Raw genomic sequence first — 24398 nt, forward strand, 5'->3', positions numbered from 1 at the left:
AGGTTTACCTGCCCTGCGCCCCGCTTAAGGGCGAAACCAGATCCCCGGTTTTATATTTGTCGGGGTAGACGATGACCTGCTTGCCCTCTTGGCGAAATTGCTCGGCATCGCCGTCCTTGACGTCGCGGAACTGGACCATCACGACCCGGGGCTGCGACCATTCTCCGTCAGTGCCCCAACGGATTGGGCCGACGATCGTCTGGACCTCATTGGTGCGCAGATATTTTGCGAGTTCGGCATTATCCAGGCTTCCGGTTGCCTTGACGGCCTGTTCCAGGATCTGTCCCGACGCATAGGAGAATGGAGCGACATAGTAGCCGAGGGTTTCGACTTTGGCTGCCTTGGCCTTTTCAGCATACCGGTCCAGGAATTCCTTCACGCCAGGAAACGCCATGGTCTTTTCGGGGACATAGGTGTGATAGTTGACGACCCCGTTCAGCTGGGACCCCAGAGCCTGCATCACCGAGGCATATTGAAGTCCGACCATCCCGCCACCAAACAGCTTGACGGAAGATCCAACGCCGATCTCATTGACAGCGCGAATGATCGCCGTTGAGTCTGCGGGATAGGAAGCAACGAACACCATGTCGGGAGAGGCCGCGCGAATGGCGCGGATCATCGCCGAGAAGTCCACGGTCGTGGGCGGATAGGTTTGCTCATAGACCGTCTCGAAACCGGCTTTGCCCGCGAGCGCCTTGGCGCCTGCGAGGATGTTCTGGGAAAACTCCTGGTCTGCCGCCAGGAACGCCACTTTCTTGACGCCGACCGTTTCGCCGAGCTTGAAGAAGCCGCCGACCCAGCTTTCCGCGTCGTTCCAAGGTGAATTGTTGAACCACATGTCGTGGTGGACCTTGGAATTGATCTGATACCCGATCTGCCCGATCAGAAGCCGGCCGCGTTCCTTGACCAGCGGCATAACTGCAGCCGCCGGCACGGTCCCGTAGGGCGCAATCAGAAGGTCGGCGTTGTCGAGGTCGATCAGCTTGGAAAAAATACCGGGGCTCTGTGCTGGGCTTCCCTGGTCATCATAGGTGACTAGCTCCACCTTTCGGCCAAGAAGCCCGCCGCGCGAATTGACGTCCTCCACCCACATCTGCAATGCAAGCTGCGATTGCCGGCCGCCTCCAGCAAGCGGCCCGGACAAGGCCATGCTCGAGCCGATCTTGATCGGCTGATCCTCGGACCAGGCAGGCTGCGTCAAGGCCAGGGCTCCCATAGTAAGAGCCATGACGCGGAGCAATTCGCGTTTCGTAAAATCTGACATGGTTTCCTCCCTGAAGTGTCAGTCTCTATCTGCAGAAGTCAGGCGATCGAGCCCCTCGAGGACGCGCTCCGGCGTCATCGGCATGTGTCGGAGACGAAGGCCGACGGCGTCGAAGATCGCGTTCGCGATGGCGGGCGCCGTCGGCGACGTCGTTGCTTCCGAGAAGCCCTTTGCCTTGTAAGGTCCGTCGAACTGGGGGATCTCCACGATGTGGGTCGAAACGTGATCGTTCGACGGCGCATCTTTTGCCGTCAGAAAGCGATAGGACGAGAAGTCGCCGTTGGCGACACTTCCCTCGCTGATCTGCAGCTCCTCCGAGATCGCCTGGCCTAGCCCCATTGAGATTGCGGCATGCATCTGACCTTCGCACGACATCGGGTTGATCGCCTTGCCGAGATCGTTTGCGATCGCGATCTTCTCCAGCTTGACCTGGCCAGTTTCGATATTGACCGCCACCTCCACGGCCTGGGCCGCGCGGGTGCAGAAGGAGAAGATCTTGCGCATACCGTCGTTGGCGGCATGCCCGGTCTCCGGGTCGATCTTGCTGGAGGGCACTGTGAAGGTCGCCTTGCCCAGCAACTCGCCGCCAGTCGGCAGGAAGGAACCGGTAAAGAACACCGTGCGGAAGAGGTCCTTGACCCGCATGGAGCGACCCGGGTTCTCCTTCACGAAGACGACCATATCGGCGAGATCGAGCTCTTCTGGGGTTGCCTGCATCATTTGGGCCGCCATCGTCAGGATCTGGTTCTTCACATCCTCGCAAGCCATCAGGACGGCGTTGCCGGCCGCGAATGTAAGGCGGCTCGACCCCGTCAGCTGGTCGTAAGGAGTGACCCAAGTGTCGACTTCGGCCGTCCTGACCCGCTCAGGCCCGACCTTGAAGAACTCCGCGGTGATCTGGATAAGCGTTGTCGAGCTGCCCTGGCCGATATTACCGGCGCTGTGGCGGATTTCGACTGTTTCGTCGTTATGGATCTTAACGATGGCAGAGGATGCCGACGGGGCAACGCTGTCCTTGTTGGCAAAGGCGATGCCCCTGCCGCGGCGCCAGGGTCCGTCTTCCCGTTGCAAGGGGCCGTGACGCTCCAGACCAGCCTTTATCTCGTCAAGCAGCTCGGCGCCCGCGACCGAATGCTGGATTTCGCCGGCTGCGTTGATCTCATTTTCCTTGAGGACATTCTTGCGGCGAATCTCGTAAGGATCCATTCCGATTGCGTGCGCGAGCTCATCGATGTGAGACTCCAGTCCGAAGTGGATCTGGGTGTTGCCGAAACCGCGATAGGCGACGCCCGGAGGGTTGTTGGTATAGACAACGTAGTTGTCGAGCTTGAAATGAGGGAAGCGGTAAGAGCCAAGTGGACCGTAACTCGCCTGGCGGGTGACGAGGAAGCCGTGCTGAGCGTAGGCGCCGCCATTGACGAGCACGAACATCTCGCACGCCGTGATAACGCCATCTTTGCGCACACCCGATTTGATACGCATCTCGAAAGGATGCTGCACCCCTGCCCAGCAGAGTGATTCCTCCCGGGTGTAGATGATCTTGATGTGTCTGTGGCCGGCGGCGCGGGAAAGCACGGCGCATAAGCCTTCTGCCTTCATTTCGATCTTTCCGCCAAAACCGCCCCCGACATATTTCGGGATGATGACCCGGACGCGCGAATGCGGGATGTCCAGCGCCTCGCTGATCTGGTTCAGCAGCGGATAGGCGGCCTGAGCGGACGACCAGGCCGTTACCTTGCCGTCGGCGTCCCACAGCGAGATCGAATTGTGCCGCTCCATGGTGGCGTGCGCCATCATGGCGTTGGAATAGGTCTTCTCCAGGACGACATCCGCTTCCGCAAAGCCTTGCGACACCTCGCCGGTGCGGATCCTGTAGTAACCGAACGCGTTGGGGTGCTTCGGATCGTATTGCGCGGGTCCGATAGGCACGCGGCGGTAGTTGGCCTGGTCTTCGTGGATGATCACCTTGGGATCGGCTTCGAAGGCTTCCCACGGGTCGAAGATTGCCGGCAGGTCCTCATAGTCGATCTCGATCAGATCACAGGCTTGCTCGGCAATCGCCTCACTCTCGGCTGCGACCGCTGCCACCGGCTCGCCGATATAGCGGACCTTTCCACGGGCGAGCAGCGGCTCGTCATAGCAGCCAAACCCGAACAACGTCTGAGGGCAGTCCTTGTCGACGATGACGGCATGAACACCCGGCAAGGCTTGCGCGCGGCTGATATCGATGTTGATGATCTTGGCATGAGGGCGCGTACTGCGCTTGATCTTTGCCCAAAGCATCCGTGGAAATTCGAGGTCGATGGCGTATTTGCCAAGGCCGGTGACTTTTCCCGGACCTTCCTCGCGGATGACGTTCTTGCCGATGACGTTGAATTCTTGATCGGGATTATTCATGTGCGTGGCTCCGCATTTCGCTTGCAGCTGCCAAAACGGCATCGATGATCTTCACGTAGCCGGTGCAGCGGCAAAGATTGCCCCTGAGTGCATCGCGCACTTCGGCTTCCGTCGGGTCTGGATTGCTTTTCAAGAGTGCGTCGGCAGTGACGATCAAGCCTGGCGAACAGAAACCGCACTGGACAGCGCCGAGCTCCAGGAACTTCCGCTGGAGCGGATGAAGCGTATCACCATCGGCCATGCCTTCGATCGTCGTGATCGACTTGCCGTCCACCTGGACCGCTAGCGTCAAGCAGGATCTGACGAGGTCGCCGTTGACGTTGACGGTGCAGGAGCCGCAAACGCCCTCACCGCATCCTTCCTTGGTGCCTGTCAGGCCGACTTCCCATCTCAGGAGGTCGAGCAAGAGTGTGTTCGCTGGCACATCCAGCGAATGTGATGCCCCGTTGATCACAAGCGTGATGTTTTTGCGCATGATGTGGTTCCTCCTCCTAAAGCCTACGCCACGCGGCTTGCTGCCGCCCGCAAGGCGTCGCGCACATAAACTCCCACAAGCCTGCGTCGGTACTCTCCGGACGCGTAGACGTCAGTGTCTGGCGAACAGTCCTCCGCCGCGATGGCCGCCGCTTTAAGGATCGCCACATCGTCGAGCTTGCACCCGATGAGAGCCTCCTCCGCTCGCGAAATACGGACAGGCGTCTCATCGGCTCCGGCGAGTGCGATGGTTGCACTACTGCAGATGCCGTTCCTGGTTGAAACGATTGCTCCTGCCGCAACAAGCGGGGTTTCCATGGCAGCTCTTCCGGCATGCGCCAGATAGGCCATTCCCGGCTTGTCATTGCGTCTGCGTATGCGCACTTCGCGAACCAGCTCAGCGGCATCGAGGGAAGTTGACATATGACCCACGAAGAACTCGCTGATTGGAAGGATGCGTTCCCCCTCAAGGCTCACGACGACAAGTTCGGCGTCGAGGGCGAGCAAGGCCGCAGACGGGTCGCTCGCAGTATGTCCGACGCAGATATTGCCGACGATCGTCGCGGTGTTGCGGACCGCCGTCGTTGCGATCCTGGCAATGGCCTCGGCCAGCAACGGGAATTCCTTCCGGACGACGTCGTTGCGCAACACGTCGCTCTGTGTTGAGGTGGCGCCGATACGCAGCGTATCGGCGTCACCTTCGATGTAGCGCAGGCCGGGTATGGCCTTTACATCCACCAGAAGCTCGGGCGCCATGATGCGGAATTTCATGACACGCAGTATCGACTGCCCCCCGGCGAGCAATTTTGCCCCATCCGGATTGGATGCCAGTGCTGCGCAAGCCTCTTCGATACTTTTGGGTGCGAAGTAGTCAAAAACCGGTAGCGCCACGTTGGTTTGCCTCCCTTAAGCGATCTCTGCGATGCGCTCTTGCGGCGCATCCGCCTTGAGATAGCGATCATACCACTTGATCGATTCCGCGATCACCTTCTCGAACACGTCCGGATTGACGAATTGATAGACGTCGTAATGGTCGGCGTTCGGAATAGTGACGAGCTTCTTCGGCTCTTTGGCCTTTGAATGAAGTGCGTAGCACTCGTCGATCGGCACCAAGCCGTCGCATTCGGTGTGCATGAAGAGGATGGGACGGGGCGCAATGGCGTGCGCGAAATCCTCCGGTTTCCACCGCAGAGTCGCTTCGGCGTTTTCCAGAGGGTAGCCTTGCGTATAGGTTTCTGCCGCCTTCACCTTCTCCTGGATGACCTGCCGTGAGTGGGGGTCGCCAGGCATCAGCTCCGTGACGTCAACGCGGCGGGATTCTCCCGTCAGAACCCGCTGGCGGCGGTCTTCGGCCAGGACGTCCTGAAACTTCAGCCACTCCCAGTGCTTGCGAAGGCTTTTCAGCCAGCGCTCCCCGTTGCCAACGGGCACAACAGACACCACACAGCGGACGCGATCGTCGGTTGCGGTCGCGACCACGACATTGCCCCCGCCGAACGACGTGCCGTAGAGAGCGATGCGGTCGGTATCCACTGAGGGCAAAGTGGAGACGAAGGTGATCGCGTTGCGAATATCCTCCACCTGCTCGGGCGGTATCAGACGCGCACGCACACCCTCGCTCTTGCCGAAGCCGCGATGGTCGAATGCGAATGCCACGTAACCGTGCACAGCCAAGCGCTCAGGAACGGGGAGAAGATATACGTCCTTCATGCCGGTGTAGCCATGGCAGCACACGACGGTGGGGCGTTTTTCTCCCGGCTTGAGATCGTCCGGCTCATAGAGCAAGCCCTTGAGCTTCAAGCCTTCACTAAAGAACGTTAATTCCGTAACCTTAGGCATACTTCTACCTTTCAATTCGTCGATTGAATGAGGGGTCGGTGAAACCGGGAATTTCTATTTCGCTTCAGCCGTGACGGTCTCATTTTGCAGACGCTTCACGAGTGTCTCGAAAAAGCGATCGGCAATTTTCTTGCTGGTGCTGGCGATCAAACGCTGTCCCAGCTGAGCGATCTTGCCGTTGACGTTGGCTTCGGCCTCGTAGGACAGAAGTGTTCCGCCTTCGCCGTCTGGTGCCAGCTTCAGAGCAGCACCTCCCTTGGCGAACCCGGCGATGCCGCCGTCACCTTCGCCTATGATCCGGTAGCCGTTCGGAGGATCCAAATCCTCCAAGCGAACTTTACCTCGGAAGCGCGTCTTCAAAGGACCAAGCTCGAGCCGGACCACAGCCGCGAATATACCGTCTGCACGAGCTTCCAGCTCCTCGCAGCCTGGGATACATTCGCGAAGGACGTCCGCATCATTGAGCGCGGCGTAAACCTCAGCCTGACTCGCTGGCAAAGAATAATTTCCAGATAGCAGAACCGCCATCATCAACCTCCCTGGATACGTTTGGCCGGCCTCTCTCTTAGATGCGCCGTACCTTACCAAACCGGCCGAAGTCGCTTCGCGCCCCGACCTGAATTGAAATAGAATTCGACAACCCGTCCGGCGCTCCGCGCCAGCTCCCGTCCATCAAGCCGCTAATGTCGCGGACCACAAATCTCATTCGGCGGCTTCACAAGATGGACAACCGCCTGGCCGATGGAAGCTCTTACAACGCGGCGGTCGGGGCACACGTGCTTTGCCTCTACGAAAAGGTGCGCGAGGCCGCCGCGTTATCGATGGCGACCGGCACTTCGTAGATCGAAAGGGTCGGTGGCGCGCCATAGCGTTGCGTCAGCGACTGGCGCCACTCTTCGGTGTATAGTGCTTCCGCATCAGCCCGCGTCGACCAAACGTAGAAGGCTCCGCCCTGACCGGCGCCGTCGAACAGATAGTGTTTGCTAAGAAGACCGGGCATTCCGGTAAAGCGAGGCGCCGACAGCTCGTACGCTTCCTTTATCTGCTCCATCGTCGTTCCAGCGGGAACGGGGAACAGCACCAAAGCTGCGATCAAGATTTCCTCCTCCTATATCTCCCAAAGGCGGCTCCATTCCGCCTGTCAAGGGACGAGCCCTTGAATGATTGTCACGGTAATCCAGGCTCTGATACCGGTCCAATATCATTTTGCTACGAGCCGATGCCGGATTACTATGGCTGTCCCAAATGCCTCACGCAGACCAGATTAGCGGCAAGATAGCGCGCGCCTTGCAATGAACGGGTGGCCGCTGAATGATCAGGTTAAGAGACCGTGCCGGGTAAGTCAGCGGCTCCATCTGGGCCAATAGCAGGTGGCGATGGCTTGCCAAGCTTACCGAGGGGCAGACGGATCGATCGTCTGAAAAGCACTTCATACAAAGGCGGCGCGGAAGCTACTGCTTCCGCGCCGCTGCTGGAAATCAAGGCTTCGCTGCGTCCCAAACGCCACCGACGCCGTCGCCGGTGACATCGCCTTGCTTGGCGTCCTTGACCCAATAATAGAGCGGCTTTCCGTCCTTTGCCCACTGCTTCGTGCCGTCTTTGCGGGTTACGATCGAGTAGGCGCCATTGGCCTTGGCGTTGCCGGCGGCAATAGCCGAGGGCCAGTTCTGGGCACACTCGTCGTAGCAATTCGAGGCTCCCGCTTCATCCTTCTTGAAGGTATAAAGCGTCAGGCCCTTTTCGCCGGAAAGGACCACGCCTTTTTCGGTCTTGACCGTCTTGAAGGGAGTGGCGGCGAAGACAACGCCGGTCATCGAGGCCAGCAGGATCGGTACGAGAATAAGTTTCTTCATAATAATCTCCAGATTTTAATGATGGATTAGTGGCCGTAGGCGGCAGTGAAGGACGCCTTGCCCAGCAATTTGTCGCCAAGGCCCTTGTTCAGGACGAAGCCATGAAGCGCTGCCGTGCCAGTTTTTGGAACGCCGGCTGCCGCGTCGATGTCATCAACCGCGAGTGCGAAAAGCGAGAATTCGTACCGGTGCGGCTTGTCGCCAGCCGGCGGGCACGGGCCGCCATAATTGCCGTTGCCGCCAGTTGCACCCGTGTCCTGGAAGTCGTTGACGCCGCCATAGGCGCCTGCCGGCAGGTTTGCCGGGGCATTGCCGGCACCCTGGGTCAGCTGCGTGACGTTGGCCGGGATGTTATTGACCGTCCAATGCCAGAAACCGCTGCCGGTGGGTGCATCCGGATCATAGACCTGCAGGACAAATGACTTGGTGCCAGCCGGGGCATTTTTCCATTGCAGGGCTGGTGAGATATTTCCGCCCTTGCAGCCAAAGCCGTTGAGGACGAATTTATCGTCGATTTTGCTGCCGGGCGCGATGTCAGGGCTGGAAAGCTCGAACTTGTCGGTCGAACCGGCAACGGCCGGCGCGGACGCAAGACCAGTCGCGCTGGCTAGGAGCGCGACAAGCAGCGAGAGCCGGGTAGATACATTCAGGGTCATGTGATTGCTTTCTAAATTGGTCGAGGTCATTGCCTGTCCTCGACGCGATTGTCAGTTCGCAGTCGTTTCGTTCTTCAGGCCCAACACTTGGATCAACTCGATGGCGGGTGCCGTAGCGAACAGATCCGGTGCCTTTGCCATCAGGGTTTGCGCGATCGGGCCGGACAGGTGGTCCTGCCGCGCCTTTTCGTCGTGGAACGCGTCAAAGATGCCGAACGTCGAGGGCGAGAGTCGCAAGGCAAACCAGATTGGGGTCGGGCCTTCGTCCCGTGCCATTTCGAGCGCTGCCTATAGGAAGTTTTCGACTTCTGCCTCTTTGCCGGGCTTGGCTTCGAGACGGGCAAACAGGGCATACTGGATCATGGCATTGAACTCCTTCACTGACGTCGAACATCCGACGAAGACCAAATTAGGTCCCGAGTTTCCTCAACGGTATTGCCGCAAATGACATTTTCGGTATCATAAGCGCCATGAAGATCGTCGTCCTTGCCCACAACAATGTGTTCGACACCGGCTTGGCAGCCGTGCTCGACACACTCGCCACTGCGAACGAACTGGCTGAGCTTGAGTCCTTGCGCATCCCACGGTTCGAATGCGTCATGGCCGGCGTCAGGGAGACCGTACAGACCTCGCTTGGCCTGAGCGTGCCGGTGCAACCCGCAGCCACAATCAGGCAGCCCGACTGGGTGATCGTTCCAGCGCTGGGGACCAAAATGCCTGGGCCGCTTCTAGAGCTACTGGATGGGCGCGAGTCCCACGATGCAGCTGACCAACTGCAAACCTGGCATGCCGACGGCGCGCGGATCGGTGCGGCGTGCATCGGGACGTTTCTGCTGGCTGAGTCGGGCCTCTTGGCTGGTCACGAGGCGACGACGGCCTGGTGGTTGGGGCCGCTATTTCGTCAACAATATCCTGATGTTCGCCTGGACGAGCGGCGAATGTTGGTGCCATCGGGCGATGTCGTCACCGCTGGCGCTGCGATGGGGCATCTGGAACTCGCCCTTTGGCTGGTGCGCCAAACCAGTCCTGCGCTTGCCGACATGGTCGCACGCTATCTGCTCGTGGATACGAGGCCCTCACAAGCCCCGTATATGATACCAATGCACCTGGCGAATGCCGATCCCTTGATCCAGCACTTCGAACGCTGGGCGCGCAATCGGTTGCACGAAGGGTTCTCTCTTGACGTGGCGGCGGACGCCCTCCATGTCAGCAAAAGAACGCTTCAACGCCGCATGGAGGCTGTCCTGGGGAAGTCGCCGCTATCGTATTTTCAGGACCTGCGCGTGGAGCGGGCCGTTCACCTCTTGCGTACAAGCCGCAAGGACATCGAGTCGATCGCCACGGAGATAGGCTATGCCGACGGGGTCACCCTACGCACGCTGCTGCGCCGGCGGCTTGGACGCGGGGTGCGTGAACTGCGGGCTGTTTACAACCCATGAACGAAAAGCATCGACGCTGCGGGTCCGGTCTCCCGACGTGTGTCCGCTCGCTTCGCGATTGTGGACTACCGTTGCCCATGTGCTGGTCTCCAACACCTTATGCCATAGAAACGCCCGTCGCAGAACCGCTGAAAATCATGCGGTTGCAGGCACGGCGCTCGTAGTCACGAGTGCCGCCATATCTTGATCGCGGAGATCACGAGGATCAAAGTGAGCCCTGGCAGCAGCACGGCGCTCGGGACAATGCCGGGGAGCTGTCCGCCGATAAACGCTCCAACGACCGATCCAGCCACCATGACAAGCAAGAATACCCGGTTGCTTCTGATGACGGCAAAGCTCTGGTCGCGGCTGTAGAGCGTGCCGCGCCAATAGTTGCGGTCATGAGGCGACAATGCAGCGAGCCTATTCCTGAAGATCGCGACTTCCTTGTGCTCGAAAGGATTCAAATCAATGCAAACGGTGTCGATGTCACAATGATCTGCAGCTGCTTTCGCGGCCGTGAGCATCGGCCACGCAGATTGTCCCCTCGCCGTCAAATCCCCAGCCTCGCACTTCCCGCATTCCAGCGTTATCGCTGGCGCCGTCCCAAGCAACCGTGACGTCTCCTCGGAGCTGCACTAGTCGCACGAACCCGTCACCCCAAAGTAGTATTTGCTTTTCTCTGAAGATGTCAAAGTCAAATCGATGTTTGCGGGATGCAATTGCGTTCGCTTCTGGAGACAGCTACTGGCTGTGGGTGTCGTTGTATGAATGCGCTTGACAGTATCTTCCTGGAAAGTGTGTGCCCTTGAAATTCAAACCCGTCGGAGACGGCAATCGCAAACTGATGAAGGCAATGAGACGCCCAAACTGAAGGACGTGGTGAGAAAATCTTACCAATTTAGAGACTTTAACCGCACCTTAAAGCTCATTCGAGACCTCGATGTCCTGATTCAAGACGGCGCTCTCGACGAAGTTTCCGAGCGCACGAGCAGTTGAGTCATAGATCGACTTTTCTCCGTCCGCGCTTGAAAGCGTAAGCACGAACGCAACTTCTTGCGCCCCCGCCTGGCTGTGATGCGTCCACCCAAATTGGTAGAGATCACGCATGAACACGCGGGCATAAAGCCGCAGGTGTGGACCGGAAAACCCAAGCCCGCTCCCCTTGGAAAAGTCCCTGCAGTGCCGTCTGATAGGCTGCCATTTGCGAAGCTCATCGCGAGCGTCGTTTTCCGGAAGCGTCGACTCTTTCATTGAGCCAAGTAGCGACGGCCACTTATCCGCTCCAGACTGATACGCCAGAGATGTCTCCAAGCGGGAAGCGAAGTAGTTAGCGCCGCCAAACGGCGACACGAGAGGCCGCAGAACAGCGGTCAAGCTGGCGCGTCCGAACAATTTTCCGTCACGCACCAGCTCGGGAGGGATGGGAATATCGTTCCAGTAGTATGCGGTTCCCGGCTCGAGTTGTGCCCGCCACGCAAGCGTGACACTGCCGGGCACGCAGGTCCAAGGAAGGTGCCCTTGATACGGGGTTCCCCAACCGAGGTTGGGATCGTGCTCACTTCGCTCGGCTGAATTGATGAGGAGAGCCTTAACCAGATCCGGCGTTGGTTCCCGTAAGCTATCGAAAGTGTGGGCTGCCAAAGACGACACCAACGGCGTTGCGTAACTGCTTCCCGTATCGACGACCCCACCCAGCATCCTGAGATTCGAAAACCACGATAGGTCCGGTTTCATCATCCCATCGGGGCCGGGACCGGGGAGACAGGCAGGGCAACGGTCGCCTGGCGTTCCATCCGGGAGTGCCTGACGGCCACCTACGACAATCGCGGCTTCGCAATCAGCTGGCGGATTGGGCCGGGAATTGTTGTCCGGGCTGACATTTCCAACGGAGATCACTGGAAGAAATCCAGCCGATCTCGCCAGAAGACTGATTTCATGGCCGAGAACGCTGACCTCGGAGGGATCCAAACCGGCGCCATCCTGATTGGCAGAGATGTTCCAGACGCGCGCTTCTGGGTAAAGACGCGCAACCTCCGCCAGATAGTCTACCAACTCCCGCTCATCGAAGCGCCGATTGGCGTTCCGATGGGGGACGGCCTGAACAGTTCCGATACGGCAGTTTAGTTCAGGCAGCGAGCGATTTTTGTTCCAGGCGTGCCCGTGGATAACGAGGGAGCTAACGCTATTTCCGTGCGGCTTGTCGGCTTGGGCGTTCGTGACGAAAGGTGTCGCCCTGAAAGCTTCAGCCGCAGTGTAGCTTCGCGCATGCAGACCGCCATCGACGACGGCAACGATTGGAGCGTTCTCATCGATTACTGGTGCAGGAGGCTCCGCTCCTTCGCCAGGTGCTGCCACTCTGATCGGCCGCACAGGATCAATGCGATAAGAAGCGCCTGACGCGATGAGCTGTCTCAACCCTTCTTTGTTCGGAATTCGAACTGTAGCGCGTCCGACGCCGGTGTTTCGATAATCTCGCATTGCCCGTGCAATGCTGGATTGTCGTGGTGTCGTGAGAGAACGCGGTTCTTCCGTTTCCTCAGATGTCCCGAGCGTGAGCCGCACGCTGGTAAATGTCGGCATGACCAGCCTCTCATTGGCAAAGCCCTGGATACGCTCGAGGACTTCGGCCTTGGCATCTCGATCGCGGAACGGCGCAAGCCAAACAACGAACAAACGTCCGTCATCATCTTCCGGTGCGGAATTCCAGAGTTCATTGACCGATCGACCGCGCAAACGACTTTTCGCATCAAATTGTCCGAGAGACGAAACACGGGATATGTCGGCTTGCACCGCATAGCCGATTGGATGTTCGATTGCGTGAAGGAGGCGAGGCAATTCTTTGACATCAGCCTCGATCAAATAGCCGCCAGGAAGAGGAGCAACGAGCCTGCATCCATGACGCTGCGAGAACAAGTCATCGGGGGTGTGCGTTGGAGCAAGGGAATCCTCACTGAACATCCGAACGACTAGGTGCGTTAAACCCGAGTATGTGGGCAACTCTGTCCGGTGTTCATAAATGTCGCGTGTTTCGCTCGCGAGCACGTCCTGCTGCCGGCCGAGCCGCTCCTTGACGATGCTGTCGATGCCTTTGCCACGCCCCGTCGGACTCCGCAGCGCCGGATCCATCTGAAGGCTCAGAACGGGATAGAGAAGGGGTTGGTCTCTCGGCTCCACCATACTACACCTCCCCTTCCTGTTGCTTCAGGTAAGCATAGATGGCTTGCCGTGAAACTCCGAGAATGCGGGCGGTATCCGCCCCCCCAATGGCGTACTTCTCCTTGAGGGCTATTGCTACCTGGCGTTTCTGCTCCGCATCCAATGGCTGCCGCTGCACAGGGACAGTACGGCCTGAACGCGGCTCCAGCAGAGCCGCAACGACGGCTCCAAAATCAATGTTACGCGACTCATGAACGGCATGACGCCGCGCCGACAGACTCATCGTTTCGATATCGGCCCCCGACAACCCTTCGGACACGACGCCGAATAGCTCGGCGCGACCCTCCTCATCTTTGTCCTCAAAAAGAAAATGGCGCCAAAGGTCAGCGCGAACGCTTTCATCCGGAAGACCGAGTTCAATTTTATAAGGAAACCGCCTCCATATTGCAGGATCAAGAAGATGCGCATGATTGGTTGCAGCAACCACGATCGAGCTCGGGTCCAGCCCGTCCAACGCTTGAATGACAGTATTGACGACGCGTTTGAGCTCGCCCAACTCGTGCCGATCGTCACGCAGCTTTGCGACTGCATCCATCTCATCGAGAAAAAGAACGGCGTTTCGCGCCGGCACGAAATCAAACACCGAACGGATATTTTTGGCGGTGTCCCCGAGCAAAGAGGAGATGACCGAGTCGAGCCGGACGACATATAGCGGACGAGACAACTGCGCAGCGATATGGCCGGCAAGGAGAGACTTGCCTGTTCCTGGCGGGCCAGAGAGCAGAAGCCCAAGACGTGACGCCAATCCTTTGGCGCTCAGGTCATCAATGCGCCGGGCATCCGCGATGAAATCGCTGAACACATGCCACCCGCCTTCGTTCAGAAAAATAGGCGTATCGGGCCAGGTCTGCTCCTCGACAAGCGGCAAGCGGGATTTCGAGTCCACGGGTAGCGATTCCACGTAGCCAGACGCCTTCAAAGGCACCCCCCTCTTCCGCACCAGGGCCTTCAGTTCCTTGGCAATGGAAGTCTCACCATTCTTGTCGAGATCTCGCGCGAGCGCATTCGCAGCTCTGCGTACGCGCGTGTAGTCAGCGGAAAGTGCCGCATCGGCCAACTCCAGCACATTTTTCATCTCAATGGTCATGATCACTCCATGTATAAAATTTCTATTCCAATTCGTAAACGATAATAGCCGTATTGACAATTAAATTTTGATTAATGTAAATTGATATGGCGCTCAAGAAAAAGGAATCTGATGCGATGACAAATAAAAATCAACATGTGGTTCCCCATAACGGCGAATGGGCCGTGCGGGGCGCTGGAAATCAGCGAGTGACCTCCACCCATGGAACGCAGGCCGACGCGGCTGCTGCTGCTCGCAAGATTGCGATCAACCAGCAGAGCGAAGTAGTCATCCACCGTCCCAACGGACAAATCCGGGACAAGGATTCCTACGGTCGCGACCCGTTCCCGCCGCGTGGCTAAAACCTGAGGCCGCCTGGAATGAGGCGGCCTCTTCATCAAAGGAGAGAAGAAATGCAGTTTGAAGGCGCATTAGTTCGCGAGCAGGGCGTCACATTCGCCATCGTCATTGTTAAGCCGCACGTTATCAATAGCGGCCCCCAAGCCGATGAGGTTGCGTATAGCTTCCAGCCAGCATTCCCCGGCGTGCCGATTGTTCTCATGGCGCAAAACAGCCACGGCGTCCCGACATATCGTGGCCGACGTGATCTCGTTGATTTTCTGTCGCGGGTGCCTACTCAGGCGATACCCTGGAAGCGCTTCACCCTGAACTGATCGGGAAAGCTAAAGCCTATGAAGCCTGGGCGACAGGAAAACGGCGTCGTAGAAGGCGGCAAAAGAATTTTTCCGACTAGATAATCCCCCATGCCCGAAACCTCCCCCTCCCCGTCATCTCTCTGAGGCCGAGTTCCAAAACAATCCGCCGCGCCGCCTGCGGCGTGACGTCCAGCGTCTTCGCCACCATGCCCGCCGACACCAACGGTTTTGCCATCACCAGCTCGACCAGATCCGGCAATTTCGAAGAGGTCCGGCGCCCCTCCAGCTTCCGCTCCATCATCTTTTTGGCGAGCGCCAGCCGGTCATGCTCCTTCATGCCGATCTCGGCGGTCGCCAAAAAACCGTGGGCGATGGCGAGCAGCCGGGTCTCCCGGTCGCGGTGCCGGCGCCGATCGACGGGAATGGTTTTGAGGCCGAGATTGACGGCGGCGAGATGGGCGCCTGACGTGGCGCCGGCCTGGCGCAGGATCGACGCGGAAAACAGCCGGCCGAGCCAGGGCGAATGCTGCAGCACCGCAATCTCGTTCCAGGCATCGAGGGCGACGATCGCCCGAAACACCGCCGGCAGATTTTCCGTCTGCCGCAGCACCGTTCGCCATTCCTCCAGCCGCTCATCCTCGTCCCAGTCGAGATCATAGATCATCGGATCTTTTTCGGCAGCCCTGTTGCCTCCGGCGTCGCCAGGCCGTGTTGCACTCTCGATCGCGGCTTCCGATCGGGCGAGCACCGCATCGATGGCGGCATAGTCAACGCCGGGGAGATTTTCGATGTCATCGAAGTCGTCCCCCTCCCCTTCCGGATCGATGGCGACCGCCGGCCGAATGACGTCGCTTGGCTGCCCCGCCTCAGCGCCGGCCGGATTGCTGTCCGACGTCTGTCGCAAATTTCGGATACCCTCGGTCGATAACGCCCAATCCGGCGACTGCGCGGCAATGCGCCGGCGGGTCCGTAGAACGTCGCGGGCGATGGTCAGTTCGTGCGTCGGGGTGCGGATGTCGCGGGTGGCGTCGTGCAGGACAAGGTCTTCGAGATGGACGAGTTCACCGTCGACCCACAGCGAGGCGCAGGCGTCGGCAAAATGGGTGCGTTCGATCCACCCCGCGCCGACCGGCGAACGGGCGATCCGTTCGTCCAGACGCGTCAGCGCGATGGCGGCGTCGAAAGCCGGCTGCATCAAGGCTGTCATGCTGATTTTGGCGAGATCGTAAGCCATTGATATTATGGTAAACGATTTACTAAACGAACTCTATATGAATATTATGGTTCCTCGCATCGTATGATTGTCGGATGGCGCTCTAACCACCGATAACTACCAATTATCGATGGTAGATTGATTTTGCGGGGCAAATCACCGAAAGTGGCCTTCGCCACCGGCCCGTGAAGCTTCCGCGTAGCCATTTCAGGAACCGAAATGCCGCCACTGCAAAAATCTGCCGTCGATCGCCGCGCCGAAGAACTCGACACGATCGCCGCCGTCCTACCGCTCGAGCGCCGCGACGAACTCGCCGAACTGCTCACCGACCACGACGTCGAGACGCTGCGCCACCTGGTCAACCAGGGCATGGGCGACAACACGCTGCGGGCGCTGACCTCCGATCTCACTTACCTCGAAGCCTGGGGTCTGGCGGCGACCGGACGTTCCCTGCCTTGGCCGGCGCCCGAGGCGCTGTTGTTGAAATTCGTTGCCCATCATCTCTGGGACCCACGACACCGCGAGACGGATGCCGATCACGGCATGCCGGCCGACGTCGACGAAAGCCTCAGGAGCCAAGGGTTTCTGAAATCCGTCGGTCCACACGCGCCAGCCACGGTGCGGCGGCGGCTGGCGAACTGGTCGACGCTGACCAAGTGGCGGGGCCTCGACGGCGCGTTCGCCTCCCCTGCCCTCAAATCAGCCATTCGGCTGGCGATCCGAGCCGCGCCAAGACAACGTCTTCGCAAGAGCGCCAAGGCGGTCACCGGCGACGTCCTGGCAAGACTGCTGGCGACCTGCGCGACCGACAGTCTGCGCGATCTGCGGGACCGGGCGATCCTGATGGTCGCCTTTGCCTCCGGCGGTCGCCGGCGCAGCGAGATCGCCGGGCTGCGCCGCGAGCAGCTGACCGTCGAACCGCCCATTCCGGTCGAAGGCGGGAGCCCCCTCCCCTCTCTCGCCATCCATCTCGGCCGCACCAAGACGACCAGCGGCGACGAGGACGACGTTGTCTACCTGACCGGTCGGCCGGTGGATGCGCTGAATGCCTGGATGGTGGCCGCCAAGATCGACAGCGGCAGCGTGTTTCGGGCGATCGGGCGATGGGGGACTGTTTCGCGACGGGCGATCGATCCGCAGTCGGTCAATGCGATCATCAAGCAGCGGGTGGAACTGGCTGGATTAGAGCGTGGGGAGTTTTCCGCGCACGGGATCCGATCGGGATATCTGACCGAGGCGGCGAACCGCGGTATCCCTCTTCCAGAGGCTATGGAGCAGTCGCGTCATCGTTCGGTACAGCAGGCATCGAGCTACTATAACAATGCCACGCGCCGGAGCGGCCGCGCAGCTCGAATGCTTTGATACAATTCGCGGGCTAAATCCACTTGAAAGGGATCGCTTTGTCCGCGGCGCCTAGCTTAGACCGTAGCACTCCAAGATCGCGGGCTCGTCGAAGCACTGCTCCTGAACGATCGCAATGATAATTGCCAGGGTCGAGAAGCATACGTTGACGTCATCGTGAGTGATTACTGCGATCTTCGTGTTGTGGGCAATAGCGTTTCGGGTCTCTGTGATCCGATTAAATCGACCAAAGACTTCGCCCCAAATTCTCAGACCATTGAGTCCGTTCAAATTGGTGGGCAGGTTGCGCTTTACGACATGCCGAAGCTTCTCGTTCAACCTAATGTCGGGAGCGATTATATTTTCATGTATCTCTTCATCTATTTCGTCATCATCCAAGCCGCCGTTGAGCTTGATGCGTTCCGCATCGATGAAGCTGTCCAATGCAGCGTAATAGGAAAAGAAGGCTTGTTTGAGCTTCCCTTCTTCTTCAAACGCCCATCCTTCGGCTATCGCCTCGGCCGCATGTCTAAGCCTTGTTTCGCCTTCACGATATCCAGCGGCGATGAATTTGAAACGCACGTCCATATTCATCTCGATGGATGAACCAGATAGCAGGCCCCGGAGCATCGCCCGGCACCCGAACCTATCGACGGTATGGAGTTCCAGTTTCAGGATACCAGCCTCGCCGTATCCTGCCCTTCCAGAGGTGTATTTCGGAAGCTCGAAGTTGTCGTCATCTTCCGGGGCGTCGTCGACGAAGTAACCATAGTCACTCATCCTGAGCCGATGAATGAACAGGAATTCGTTACCGAACTCGAATTCGTGCCAGATCGGATAATCTTTCTCGCTTAGCCCCCCGTAGGACACGAAGTCAAAATCCGGCAAAAGTTCCGACTTTCGCTCAAGCTGTATTATTTCCGTCGCTTGGAGCTTCAGGCACACTTCGATTTTGTGCAGGCCGAGCTGCTTAAAAAGTTTCTTCACTTGCGATTCCGAAATTAGGTCGAGAGGTCGCTCCGATTTGATCGGAGCACCGGTAGTGGAGGTTATGATCAGATTGTCGACGGAACTGGGTCGATCCGCTCAAGCGGCGCCAGCATCATTCCGTCGGAACTCAAACTGGGTCCACTTGCATCGATACGAAAAGGTTGAGCCTTGATGACAGAGCCCGAGCGATATTGTTCCACAACGTCTGTTTCCAATCCGAGGAACCGGACCGTGGGGCGCAGGCGCTCTGGCAGGCTCGCTTGCACCGCGCGGGCATCATCAATGGACATCGGGAGAAAACCGAAGTTGTTGACGATACCTCCGATGAACGTGCGTTCTCCTAGCCCTTCTATCGTTGCCGAAACCTGCTGAGGACTGAAGCCTGGGCTCGCTCTCTTATCAACAAGGTCTGGCCTTCCCAGCCCATCGAGGAGAAGAGCAACATGCGACCGGGCGACGTCCTGTATGGCCTCTTCGAGCTCCTCTCCGCTCAGCGGCTCCCCTTCAGTGTCCGGGTCCAGAACACAATGATATGCCCTGCGAGCAGGGCTCTCGACACCCCATCGCGACATCACGCCCCAGCCTTTCACCTGTCGGTTTACCCAAACGCCGGCGGGGTCCACCTTCTGAACCCAGACTCTTGAAATCTGCTCGTACGCAGTGCGCAGTGGACCTGGCAGGCCAGAAGTCGGGGCCGGTCCTTTTGCGTGAGACCCCTTCGCTTCACCAATGGCAAGCACACCCGGACCGGCCATGATCCAGTCAGGCAAATCGAATTCTCTGCCTGGCTGGCGTACGACCCTCAGCCTGTTGCTCAAATTATATGGCGAACCACTGATCGGAGAAAACCAGGTGAAACCATAGTAGCGTTCCAGATATGCGCGGGCAAAGAACCGCCCAAAAAGGCCGGAAAACGCCCTCCTAATTTCAACACCTCGCCCCGGTCCCGACCCCTTCCAGACGAGCTGCGCAGTGCCCGGCGACAAGAGCTCGTCGAACAGCAGAGGTAGGGGATTTGATCCGGGTGCCGTCTGAATGATTTCACTCAGCGCACTCAACCCGACCTGATCGGTGTCAACCTCGCAGAGGTGTCCAGCGGGACTGAGATGCAAGAGAGCCGGCGGACAGGCTGAAGCCGGAAATATTCGGTATGCAATTGAATGAACTGCCATCACACTGCTCGTATTGCTGGTTGATTCCGGCGAAAATCGCGAATCACCAGACCTGTTGTAAAGCTGCCATTTTTTGCGATGTTCACAACCTGTAATGTGGGACAGCGATTCCAATTGATTTTACGGCTAGGTTTTACAGTCCATAGTCGTGTTGTCCGTGATGATGTGACCGAGAGAGTTCATGCCAGTTCAGGAAGCCTACTTCCACCTTCAAGACGTTCCTTATCTCCAGGCAGGTTCCTGGGTGCCACTTCGTCAAATTACCTTTTCAACGATTGCCTCCGATGACCCGGATATTCTTCGTTTAGAAGAGTGGATCGGGATCGGAAGCGCGGCCGTGATGGCCGAACGGCGCAAGGACGTGGAAGCGCTCGCATGGGACGATCTTGGCATCCAGCCCCACCGCTCCGTCGTTGAAAATGACGGCTACCGATCAGCCGACGTATTTCGCAACTGGCAGGGCGGTGACCTGGGGGTAAACCTGGTAATCGTCCAGCTCATCGACGAAGTCGACCATGAGATCTGGCATCTTCATACGGACCTTGTCGTGGCCCTGCATCTCGTTCGTGAGGGAGACGTTTGGAAGCGTCCTGAGGAAGACTGGATCGATGTCGCCAGATTGAAGCGAGATAGCGAGGGGAAGCCTACGGTTCTTGAAATCCGTAAGGAATATCTCGGCGACTATCTCGCCGCCCGCGGCATGGATCTTTACTGCTCCAGCTATCGCGAACGGACTATGATCACCGCCACTAAACCGTCGTACGCGTTTGAAGACACGCCTTCGGAAACGCGAGGGCGAGACAGCTGGGACAGAACAACCAACGAGGCTGGCTACCCCTTCCCTGCCGGCAGCTTCTTTACGCGAGGGGCCATCTGGCGGACTGAGTGGGTTCAAAGTGGTGGCCAGAGCGTGCGTGTGCGAGGCGACAAGGATAATCACGCCGCGGCCTTCGCGCTCGACACGGATGGTAACCGAGTCCTTGGTCCTCAGCTCATAGGCTCGAGCACCTGGCTCTTTTTCAATCCATCCGTCGCGGATGCGTTGCTGAGCCGCCGTGGCTCAAAACTGCATTGGTATAGCGCCGAAACTGGCGCCCTAGGAGCCAACGAGCCCGTGCATTTTGGCTTGAACAACCTTGGTCTGATCACTGTGTTCGCCAAGGATATAGGCCTACTCCCTCAATGGGAACAGCGGTTGTGGAGCGCATATAACGTCACGCCGGAAGGAGGCGTGTCTTCTGAACTCTTTGCGGCGCAAATGATGGTGCAGCCGGCTGCAACCGTCGCGCCTGAACGGGAGATGCCAAGTGTTTTGGAGGCGGTCGAGGCGGCGTTCAAAACTAAGTACGGCAGATCTCTTCTTCGAGAAAACGAAGCGGTCCCCTCGCTGCTGCGCAGGTTGCACCGCTTTCAGGCAGTGAAAACAGATGGGATTCTCGAGCTTGCAAAGGACCTGACCCGGCTGTTCATAGAAAGAATCGACGCTGATGCGATCGCTTCCCAACTTACCCTTTCTAAGAACGAAAAGCGGCCCGGATCTCTCAAGCTCTTGGAGCGGCTACTTTCCACGAGGCTCACTGCAGCGGAAGCTGGAAACCTGATGTCACCGCTTTTCGGAATCTACGACCTCAGGCTCGCTGACGCACATCTAGGGTCCGCCCGCATCGAGAGCGGAAGGACGCGTACCGGCATAGACGAAACTCTTCCTGCCCCGATGCAAGGGAGGCAGCTGCTGCACAGTTTCAATGAGACCCTTAAAAAGGTGAACGCTGCGCTCGTGTGATCCCGTCGATCTCCCTAAGCGACGCTGGTATTCACGAGCGGATCCCGACAAGTTAACGAATGGTTAAGATCGTTGCGCAGCGCGAGATGTTTTACGGTTCGCTGATAGTCGCAATGGCTGTATGGTTCAGAGACTCTCTTCAACTATGAATTACCTGGTCGCAGCCCAGTTTTTCAAATCGTTCATGATCCGGCTGGTGTTTTCCGAATGAGTATCTAGCGCCGCGACAGATGTCGGAAATCTGCTTCGATGGGCAAGGCGTATCATGCCATTTTCTTCCAGAGCCTTGAGACCGATCCAGAAGACCGGGTTGTTCTGGTTTCCAATGAAATCGTCTTCAGTGACGTCGACCGCGCTCCACTCGTCCCGCGGTATGTCGAGGCCTACCAGCGCATAGATTCCTGCAATGTAGATGGACGCTTGTCGCTCTTCAGAGAACTCTGCCGCTCGCGCTTTGAACCGGCGGTTTGTAATTTCCTGAAGATCTGTCTTCGAGATGAATGAAGTAAATTGCTCGTGCCGATCCCAGATCACGAAAATAAAATTCGCTAGGCGATAAGGCCGCATTCCATTCACAATGGCCCTCATTTTTCCTTCAGCCTCAAGCCGCATCAGAATTTTCTGAACATCTCCTTCTGCAGATATCGATGCTCTCCGCAAAATAGTCAGCAACGCCCTGCCACCGGTGCGACGATGATACCAGATTGAAGAGGTCGTCCTGCCTGCAACTCGGTCAGCTGCGACCTCCGAGAGATCATTCCTGCCCATGTCGTGCATCGTGTGGGCCAGAAGCAACAGCGTCGCGTCGCTGCAGTCACGGAACGTGATGTACCGTTTGAAAACTTCGCTATTTGCGCATCGGATCGCCGTCTGAACAGCCCTTGAAGAGCGAGACTCAATAAGCTCTTCCGGGATAAGGCGCTCGATGTATCCCTCGGCGAGGGCAGAGCGAAGCACAACTTCAAACCGGGCCTTGTGGTGTGGAAAGAACTCATCAATCAGGCCCCAGCAGATCTCGACCTTACTCGGACTTTCAGACCTGCATCGATAGGCAAAGGAATCTATACGCTTCCCTCTGTTGAGATATTTTCGAAGCGTTGAAAGAAACGGGAGGTTCCGTGAGTTCGCGCATCGGTAAAGTGTCGCGAAAGTCGTCGGGCCGACGGATGGGAGAAGCTCTTCGATCCGTCGAATCGTTTCCTGTTCGGCAAGTTTTTCCACAATGGCATTGTATACGCGCTCCATGTTTTCGGAGGCAGCCCCGAGGAAGGAGCTAAGGCCGGTTACAATATCCGGCTTTGTATCGAAAAAGGCGCCGATATCAGGAAGAAGGATACGCTCAATTTCGGGATAGGTAGTCACGTTGGACTGGACCAGGATACCGAAGACTCCGCCGGAGTTTCCCATCGAGAAATCTGGCGAGAGTGTGAGTGATTGAGAAAGGACTGACGACAACAATTCCTTTGCCAGGCTGGCTTCTCCGTTTCCGATAAGCTTCAGCCCGATATATGTTGCCTGGAAGGGATCAGCGGACATCACCTCTCCCAGCCGCGCCTTGATATCCGGATCTTTGAAGGACGTGATCAGCTTGCCCAGTTCGTGGTGAACGAGCTCATATCGCTGAGTTGTTGAACTCGAGTTCAGACGAACGAAGCCCAGATCCACAGCAGACTTTGGAACCCGGTGGTCGAGCGACCTGAGCGAGGTGGGAATTTCCAGAAGTGAGAGCGCAGCGATCTTGCCCACCTGTTTGACGTCGTCGGACGACAGCTTCGAGATGAACTTAGCTTGAAGGTATGTGCCTGCGTCCTCAACCTTGATCGCCCAATCGCGATCATAGCCGCCTCTCTTTGTGAGACCTTCAAGAGCAAGCGTGAGAATAACCAGATTGGGAATTTGATTTGACCATCGTGTGGTCACCGCTGGGGGAATATCGTTGAAACTGCTTCCGGGAAACTTTTGAGTGAGCAGGCGGTGATAGGCAGAGTTGACATCGGCTCCAGACGGAACTCTGCGGAGAAGCTCGATATTTCCCAGGCGCTTCCATTGTTCAACTTCGTCGCTGCTGCGCGTCGTCATCAAAAAGCGGAAATCATAACCGGACGCCTGGACATTTGTAATCAGTTCAGAAATGCCGGACGCATCGCCCAGATGTACGTTGTCCAATATAATCAGGACATTCGATTCCGCGAACATCGCCGCTACGTCAACGAGGCGAGCTCGCTCCGAACCGCTCTTCCAGTCAGCGACAGAGGCGTCTAAGAACAGAAAGATCTCGCCTTGCTTCCGATGCTCCGTCGCAACGGCTAGGGCCAGGCTTGTTTTGCCGCTACCGCCCTCGCCTTCGATCAACGTTAGTCTGTTTTTGAAGACCCGCTCATAGGTCCGGCTTACCTCATCGCGAGGAACAACACTCTCAGCCTCATATTCCTCAGCGGTCGGTACGAAATCGGCTAAGCCCTGCACGAAGCGCAAATCCGTGTAGAATGGCGCTGGCACAAGCTCGAGACCCAGAGCCAGCAATACGCGGTGGTATTTCGCCGATCTGACCTCACGCGCGAACTCGCCAAGAAAGACGAATTCTACCTGTCCTGCCTGGACACCCAAAAGCTTTTCAATCCGGCTCTCGGCCTGCTGGACGGTTTCCCGTGCCTTCTTCCTGTTGCTTTGAGTGAGTTCGGACTCGGACTTTCGGAAGCAGAGAAGTAGGAAACCCGCGTAGGCTCCTTTCTGCAGGCGGGACAGTTTTGATAGATCGCTCTGAAGATGTGTGCGCCAGTCGTCCTTCGTGACTTCGATCAGGTACTTCTTCTCACCCGGCACCCGCCCAGTAATGTCAGGGTATCCCTTGATGGTCTGCCCATCCGGGTTGCGACCAATTGGATTGATTGACATCCCATGCCGAATGGCAAAGAACGTCTCTGCCACCAGCTGCGATGCGGCCGCGTCAAGTTTTTTGGCTGCCGCGATGATCGTGTTTTCGGTCGGAAGCACAATTTCGGTCATTATACGGACGCCCATCAGGAAGATTATCTTCTGCCATTCACTCGACGCTTT

Annotated in this window: 21 protein-coding genes and 1 pseudogene; 5 read left to right on the plus strand and 17 right to left on the minus strand. The window is 57.8% G+C overall.

The annotated features are described in order from the left end of the window. Positions 1 to 4: 4 nt before the first annotated feature. The 10 genes and pseudogenes from HJB89_RS27205 to HJB89_RS27250 all read right to left on the minus strand — a co-directional run bounded on the left by HJB89_RS27205 (position 5) and on the right by HJB89_RS27250 (position 8846). Entirely contained in the window at positions 5 to 1264 is a 1260-nt protein-coding gene (locus tag HJB89_RS27205) for an amino acid ABC transporter substrate-binding protein (RefSeq protein WP_011654656.1), read from the minus strand. An 18-nt stretch (positions 1265 to 1282) separates the two neighbouring features. After that, complete coding sequence (locus HJB89_RS27210) at positions 1283 to 3661, minus strand: xanthine dehydrogenase family protein molybdopterin-binding subunit (RefSeq protein ID WP_011654655.1); 2379 nt, start codon at positions 3659 to 3661, stop codon at positions 1283 to 1285. Next, positions 3654 to 4136 carry a (2Fe-2S)-binding protein gene (locus HJB89_RS27215; protein ID WP_011654654.1) on the minus strand — a complete coding sequence of 161 codons (483 nt, stop codon included), beginning with the start codon at positions 4134 to 4136 and terminating at the stop codon, positions 3654 to 3656. Before HJB89_RS27215 ends, HJB89_RS27210 begins: the two co-directional genes overlap by 8 nt. A 23-nt stretch (positions 4137 to 4159) precedes the next feature. Beyond that, complete coding sequence (locus tag HJB89_RS33650; protein ID WP_011654653.1) at positions 4160 to 5026, minus strand: xanthine dehydrogenase family protein subunit M; 867 nt, start codon at positions 5024 to 5026, stop codon at positions 4160 to 4162. A gap of 15 nt (positions 5027 to 5041) precedes the next feature. Continuing rightward, positions 5042 to 5974, minus strand: a complete 933-nt coding sequence (locus tag HJB89_RS27225; protein WP_011654652.1) for an alpha/beta hydrolase — start codon at positions 5972 to 5974, stop codon at positions 5042 to 5044. 54 nt (positions 5975 to 6028) lie between these two features. Further along, complete coding sequence (locus HJB89_RS27230; RefSeq protein ID WP_026242413.1) at positions 6029 to 6502, minus strand: carbon monoxide dehydrogenase subunit G; 474 nt, start codon at positions 6500 to 6502, stop codon at positions 6029 to 6031. A gap of 259 nt (positions 6503 to 6761) precedes the next feature. Then, a complete protein-coding gene (locus HJB89_RS27235) occupies positions 6762 to 7070 on the minus strand; it encodes a hypothetical protein (RefSeq protein ID WP_011654650.1) in 309 nt (102 codons plus the stop codon). Between the two features lie 382 nt (positions 7071 to 7452). Continuing rightward, entirely contained in the window at positions 7453 to 7827 is a 375-nt protein-coding gene (locus HJB89_RS27240; protein WP_011654649.1) for a hypothetical protein, read from the minus strand. A 26-nt stretch (positions 7828 to 7853) separates the two neighbouring features. Further along, positions 7854 to 8483 carry a YbhB/YbcL family Raf kinase inhibitor-like protein gene (locus HJB89_RS27245; RefSeq protein ID WP_011654648.1) on the minus strand — a complete coding sequence of 210 codons (630 nt, stop codon included), beginning with the start codon at positions 8481 to 8483 and terminating at the stop codon, positions 7854 to 7856. 51 nt (positions 8484 to 8534) lie between these two features. Then, positions 8535 to 8846: pseudogene (locus HJB89_RS27250) on the minus strand (putative quinol monooxygenase). Positions 8847 to 8953: 107 nt separating this feature from the next. On the opposite strand from HJB89_RS27250, the gene HJB89_RS27255 reads away from it, so the two are divergent. Then, positions 8954 to 9922: a GlxA family transcriptional regulator gene (locus HJB89_RS27255; RefSeq protein WP_011654647.1), complete on the plus strand. Its 969-nt coding sequence runs from the start codon at positions 8954 to 8956 to the stop codon at positions 9920 to 9922. A gap of 164 nt (positions 9923 to 10086) precedes the next feature. Here the strand turns inward: HJB89_RS27255 and HJB89_RS27260 are convergent, their stop codons facing one another. The 3 genes from HJB89_RS27260 to HJB89_RS27270 form a co-directional block, all read right to left on the minus strand. Next, positions 10087 to 10428 (minus strand): hypothetical protein, encoded by a 342-nt coding sequence (locus HJB89_RS27260; protein WP_244432392.1) that lies wholly within the window; start codon positions 10426 to 10428, stop codon positions 10087 to 10089. Between the two features lie 394 nt (positions 10429 to 10822). Further along, positions 10823 to 13081, minus strand: a complete 2259-nt coding sequence (locus tag HJB89_RS27265) for a S8 family peptidase (RefSeq protein WP_041936682.1) — start codon at positions 13079 to 13081, stop codon at positions 10823 to 10825. 1 nt (position 13082) lies between these two features. Continuing rightward, the gene (locus HJB89_RS27270; protein ID WP_011654644.1) at positions 13083 to 14207 is read right to left on the minus strand and encodes an ATP-binding protein; all 1125 of its coding nucleotides are present in this window, start codon (positions 14205 to 14207) and stop codon (positions 13083 to 13085) included. A 116-nt stretch (positions 14208 to 14323) separates the two neighbouring features. Between HJB89_RS27270 and HJB89_RS27275 the strand changes: the two genes are divergently transcribed. After that, positions 14324 to 14548 carry a DUF2188 domain-containing protein gene (locus HJB89_RS27275; protein WP_011654643.1) on the plus strand — a complete coding sequence of 75 codons (225 nt, stop codon included), beginning with the start codon at positions 14324 to 14326 and terminating at the stop codon, positions 14546 to 14548. A gap of 51 nt (positions 14549 to 14599) precedes the next feature. After that, positions 14600 to 14860 (plus strand): hypothetical protein, encoded by a 261-nt coding sequence (locus tag HJB89_RS27280; RefSeq protein WP_041936681.1) that lies wholly within the window; start codon positions 14600 to 14602, stop codon positions 14858 to 14860. A gap of 76 nt (positions 14861 to 14936) precedes the next feature. On the opposite strand, the gene HJB89_RS27285 is transcribed toward HJB89_RS27280, so the two are convergent. Continuing rightward, complete coding sequence (locus HJB89_RS27285; protein WP_162039386.1) at positions 14937 to 16085, minus strand: RHE_PE00001 family protein; 1149 nt, start codon at positions 16083 to 16085, stop codon at positions 14937 to 14939. 189 nt (positions 16086 to 16274) lie between these two features. On the opposite strand from HJB89_RS27285, the gene HJB89_RS27290 reads away from it, so the two are divergent. Then, positions 16275 to 17417 carry a site-specific integrase gene (locus HJB89_RS27290; protein ID WP_011654640.1) on the plus strand — a complete coding sequence of 381 codons (1143 nt, stop codon included), beginning with the start codon at positions 16275 to 16277 and terminating at the stop codon, positions 17415 to 17417. Positions 17418 to 17468: 51 nt separating this feature from the next. Here HJB89_RS27290 and HJB89_RS27295 read toward each other — a convergent pair whose 3' ends face one another. Beyond that, positions 17469 to 18383, minus strand: coding sequence for a hypothetical protein (locus tag HJB89_RS27295; RefSeq protein ID WP_011654639.1), 915 nt, complete (start codon positions 18381 to 18383; stop codon positions 17469 to 17471). Between the two features lie 68 nt (positions 18384 to 18451). After that, positions 18452 to 19672 carry a hypothetical protein gene (locus HJB89_RS27300; protein WP_129557811.1) on the minus strand — a complete coding sequence of 407 codons (1221 nt, stop codon included), beginning with the start codon at positions 19670 to 19672 and terminating at the stop codon, positions 18452 to 18454. A gap of 67 nt (positions 19673 to 19739) precedes the next feature. Here HJB89_RS27300 and HJB89_RS27305 point away from each other — a divergent pair, with 67 nt between their 5' ends. Continuing rightward, positions 19740 to 21341, plus strand: a complete 1602-nt coding sequence (locus HJB89_RS27305) for a hypothetical protein (RefSeq protein WP_011654637.1) — start codon at positions 19740 to 19742, stop codon at positions 21339 to 21341. A gap of 150 nt (positions 21342 to 21491) precedes the next feature. Here the strand turns inward: HJB89_RS27305 and HJB89_RS27310 are convergent, their stop codons facing one another. Beyond that, positions 21492 to 24347: an ATP-binding protein gene (locus tag HJB89_RS27310; protein ID WP_011654636.1), complete on the minus strand. Its 2856-nt coding sequence runs from the start codon at positions 24345 to 24347 to the stop codon at positions 21492 to 21494. Positions 24348 to 24398 lie beyond the last annotated feature (51 nt).

Origin of the sequence: Rhizobium sp. NZLR8, from assembly GCF_019685025.1 — a bacterium.
Lineage (GTDB): Bacteria > Pseudomonadota > Alphaproteobacteria > Rhizobiales > Rhizobiaceae > Rhizobium.

Excerpts from the sequence above, each read along its gene's own strand:
- HJB89_RS27210 (WP_011654655.1), bottom strand. The coding sequence starts at position 3,661 with ATGAATAATCCCGATCAAGAATTCAACGTCATCGGCAAGAACGTCATC.
- HJB89_RS27260 (WP_244432392.1), bottom strand. The coding sequence starts at position 10,428 with ATGCTCACGGCCGCGAAAGCAGCTGCAGATCATTGTGACATCGACACC.
- HJB89_RS27215 (WP_011654654.1), bottom strand. The coding sequence starts at position 4,136 with ATGCGCAAAAACATCACGCTTGTGATCAACGGGGCATCACATTCGCTG.
- HJB89_RS27290 (WP_011654640.1), top strand. The coding sequence starts at position 16,275 with ATGCCGCCACTGCAAAAATCTGCCGTCGATCGCCGCGCCGAAGAACTC.
- HJB89_RS27280 (WP_041936681.1), top strand. The coding sequence starts at position 14,600 with ATGCAGTTTGAAGGCGCATTAGTTCGCGAGCAGGGCGTCACATTCGCC.
- HJB89_RS27205 (WP_011654656.1), bottom strand. The coding sequence starts at position 1,264 with ATGTCAGATTTTACGAAACGCGAATTGCTCCGCGTCATGGCTCTTACT.
- HJB89_RS27230 (WP_026242413.1), bottom strand. The coding sequence starts at position 6,502 with ATGGCGGTTCTGCTATCTGGAAATTATTCTTTGCCAGCGAGTCAGGCT.
- HJB89_RS27265 (WP_041936682.1), bottom strand. The coding sequence starts at position 13,081 with ATGGTGGAGCCGAGAGACCAACCCCTTCTCTATCCCGTTCTGAGCCTT.
- HJB89_RS27255 (WP_011654647.1), top strand. The coding sequence starts at position 8,954 with ATGAAGATCGTCGTCCTTGCCCACAACAATGTGTTCGACACCGGCTTG.
- HJB89_RS27245 (WP_011654648.1), bottom strand. The coding sequence starts at position 8,483 with ATGACCCTGAATGTATCTACCCGGCTCTCGCTGCTTGTCGCGCTCCTA.
- HJB89_RS27305 (WP_011654637.1), top strand. The coding sequence starts at position 19,740 with ATGCCAGTTCAGGAAGCCTACTTCCACCTTCAAGACGTTCCTTATCTC.
- HJB89_RS27270 (WP_011654644.1), bottom strand. The coding sequence starts at position 14,207 with ATGACCATTGAGATGAAAAATGTGCTGGAGTTGGCCGATGCGGCACTT.
- HJB89_RS27310 (WP_011654636.1), bottom strand. The coding sequence starts at position 24,347 with ATGACCGAAATTGTGCTTCCGACCGAAAACACGATCATCGCGGCAGCC.
- HJB89_RS27225 (WP_011654652.1), bottom strand. The coding sequence starts at position 5,974 with ATGCCTAAGGTTACGGAATTAACGTTCTTTAGTGAAGGCTTGAAGCTC.
- HJB89_RS27240 (WP_011654649.1), bottom strand. The coding sequence starts at position 7,827 with ATGAAGAAACTTATTCTCGTACCGATCCTGCTGGCCTCGATGACCGGC.
- HJB89_RS27275 (WP_011654643.1), top strand. The coding sequence starts at position 14,324 with ATGACAAATAAAAATCAACATGTGGTTCCCCATAACGGCGAATGGGCC.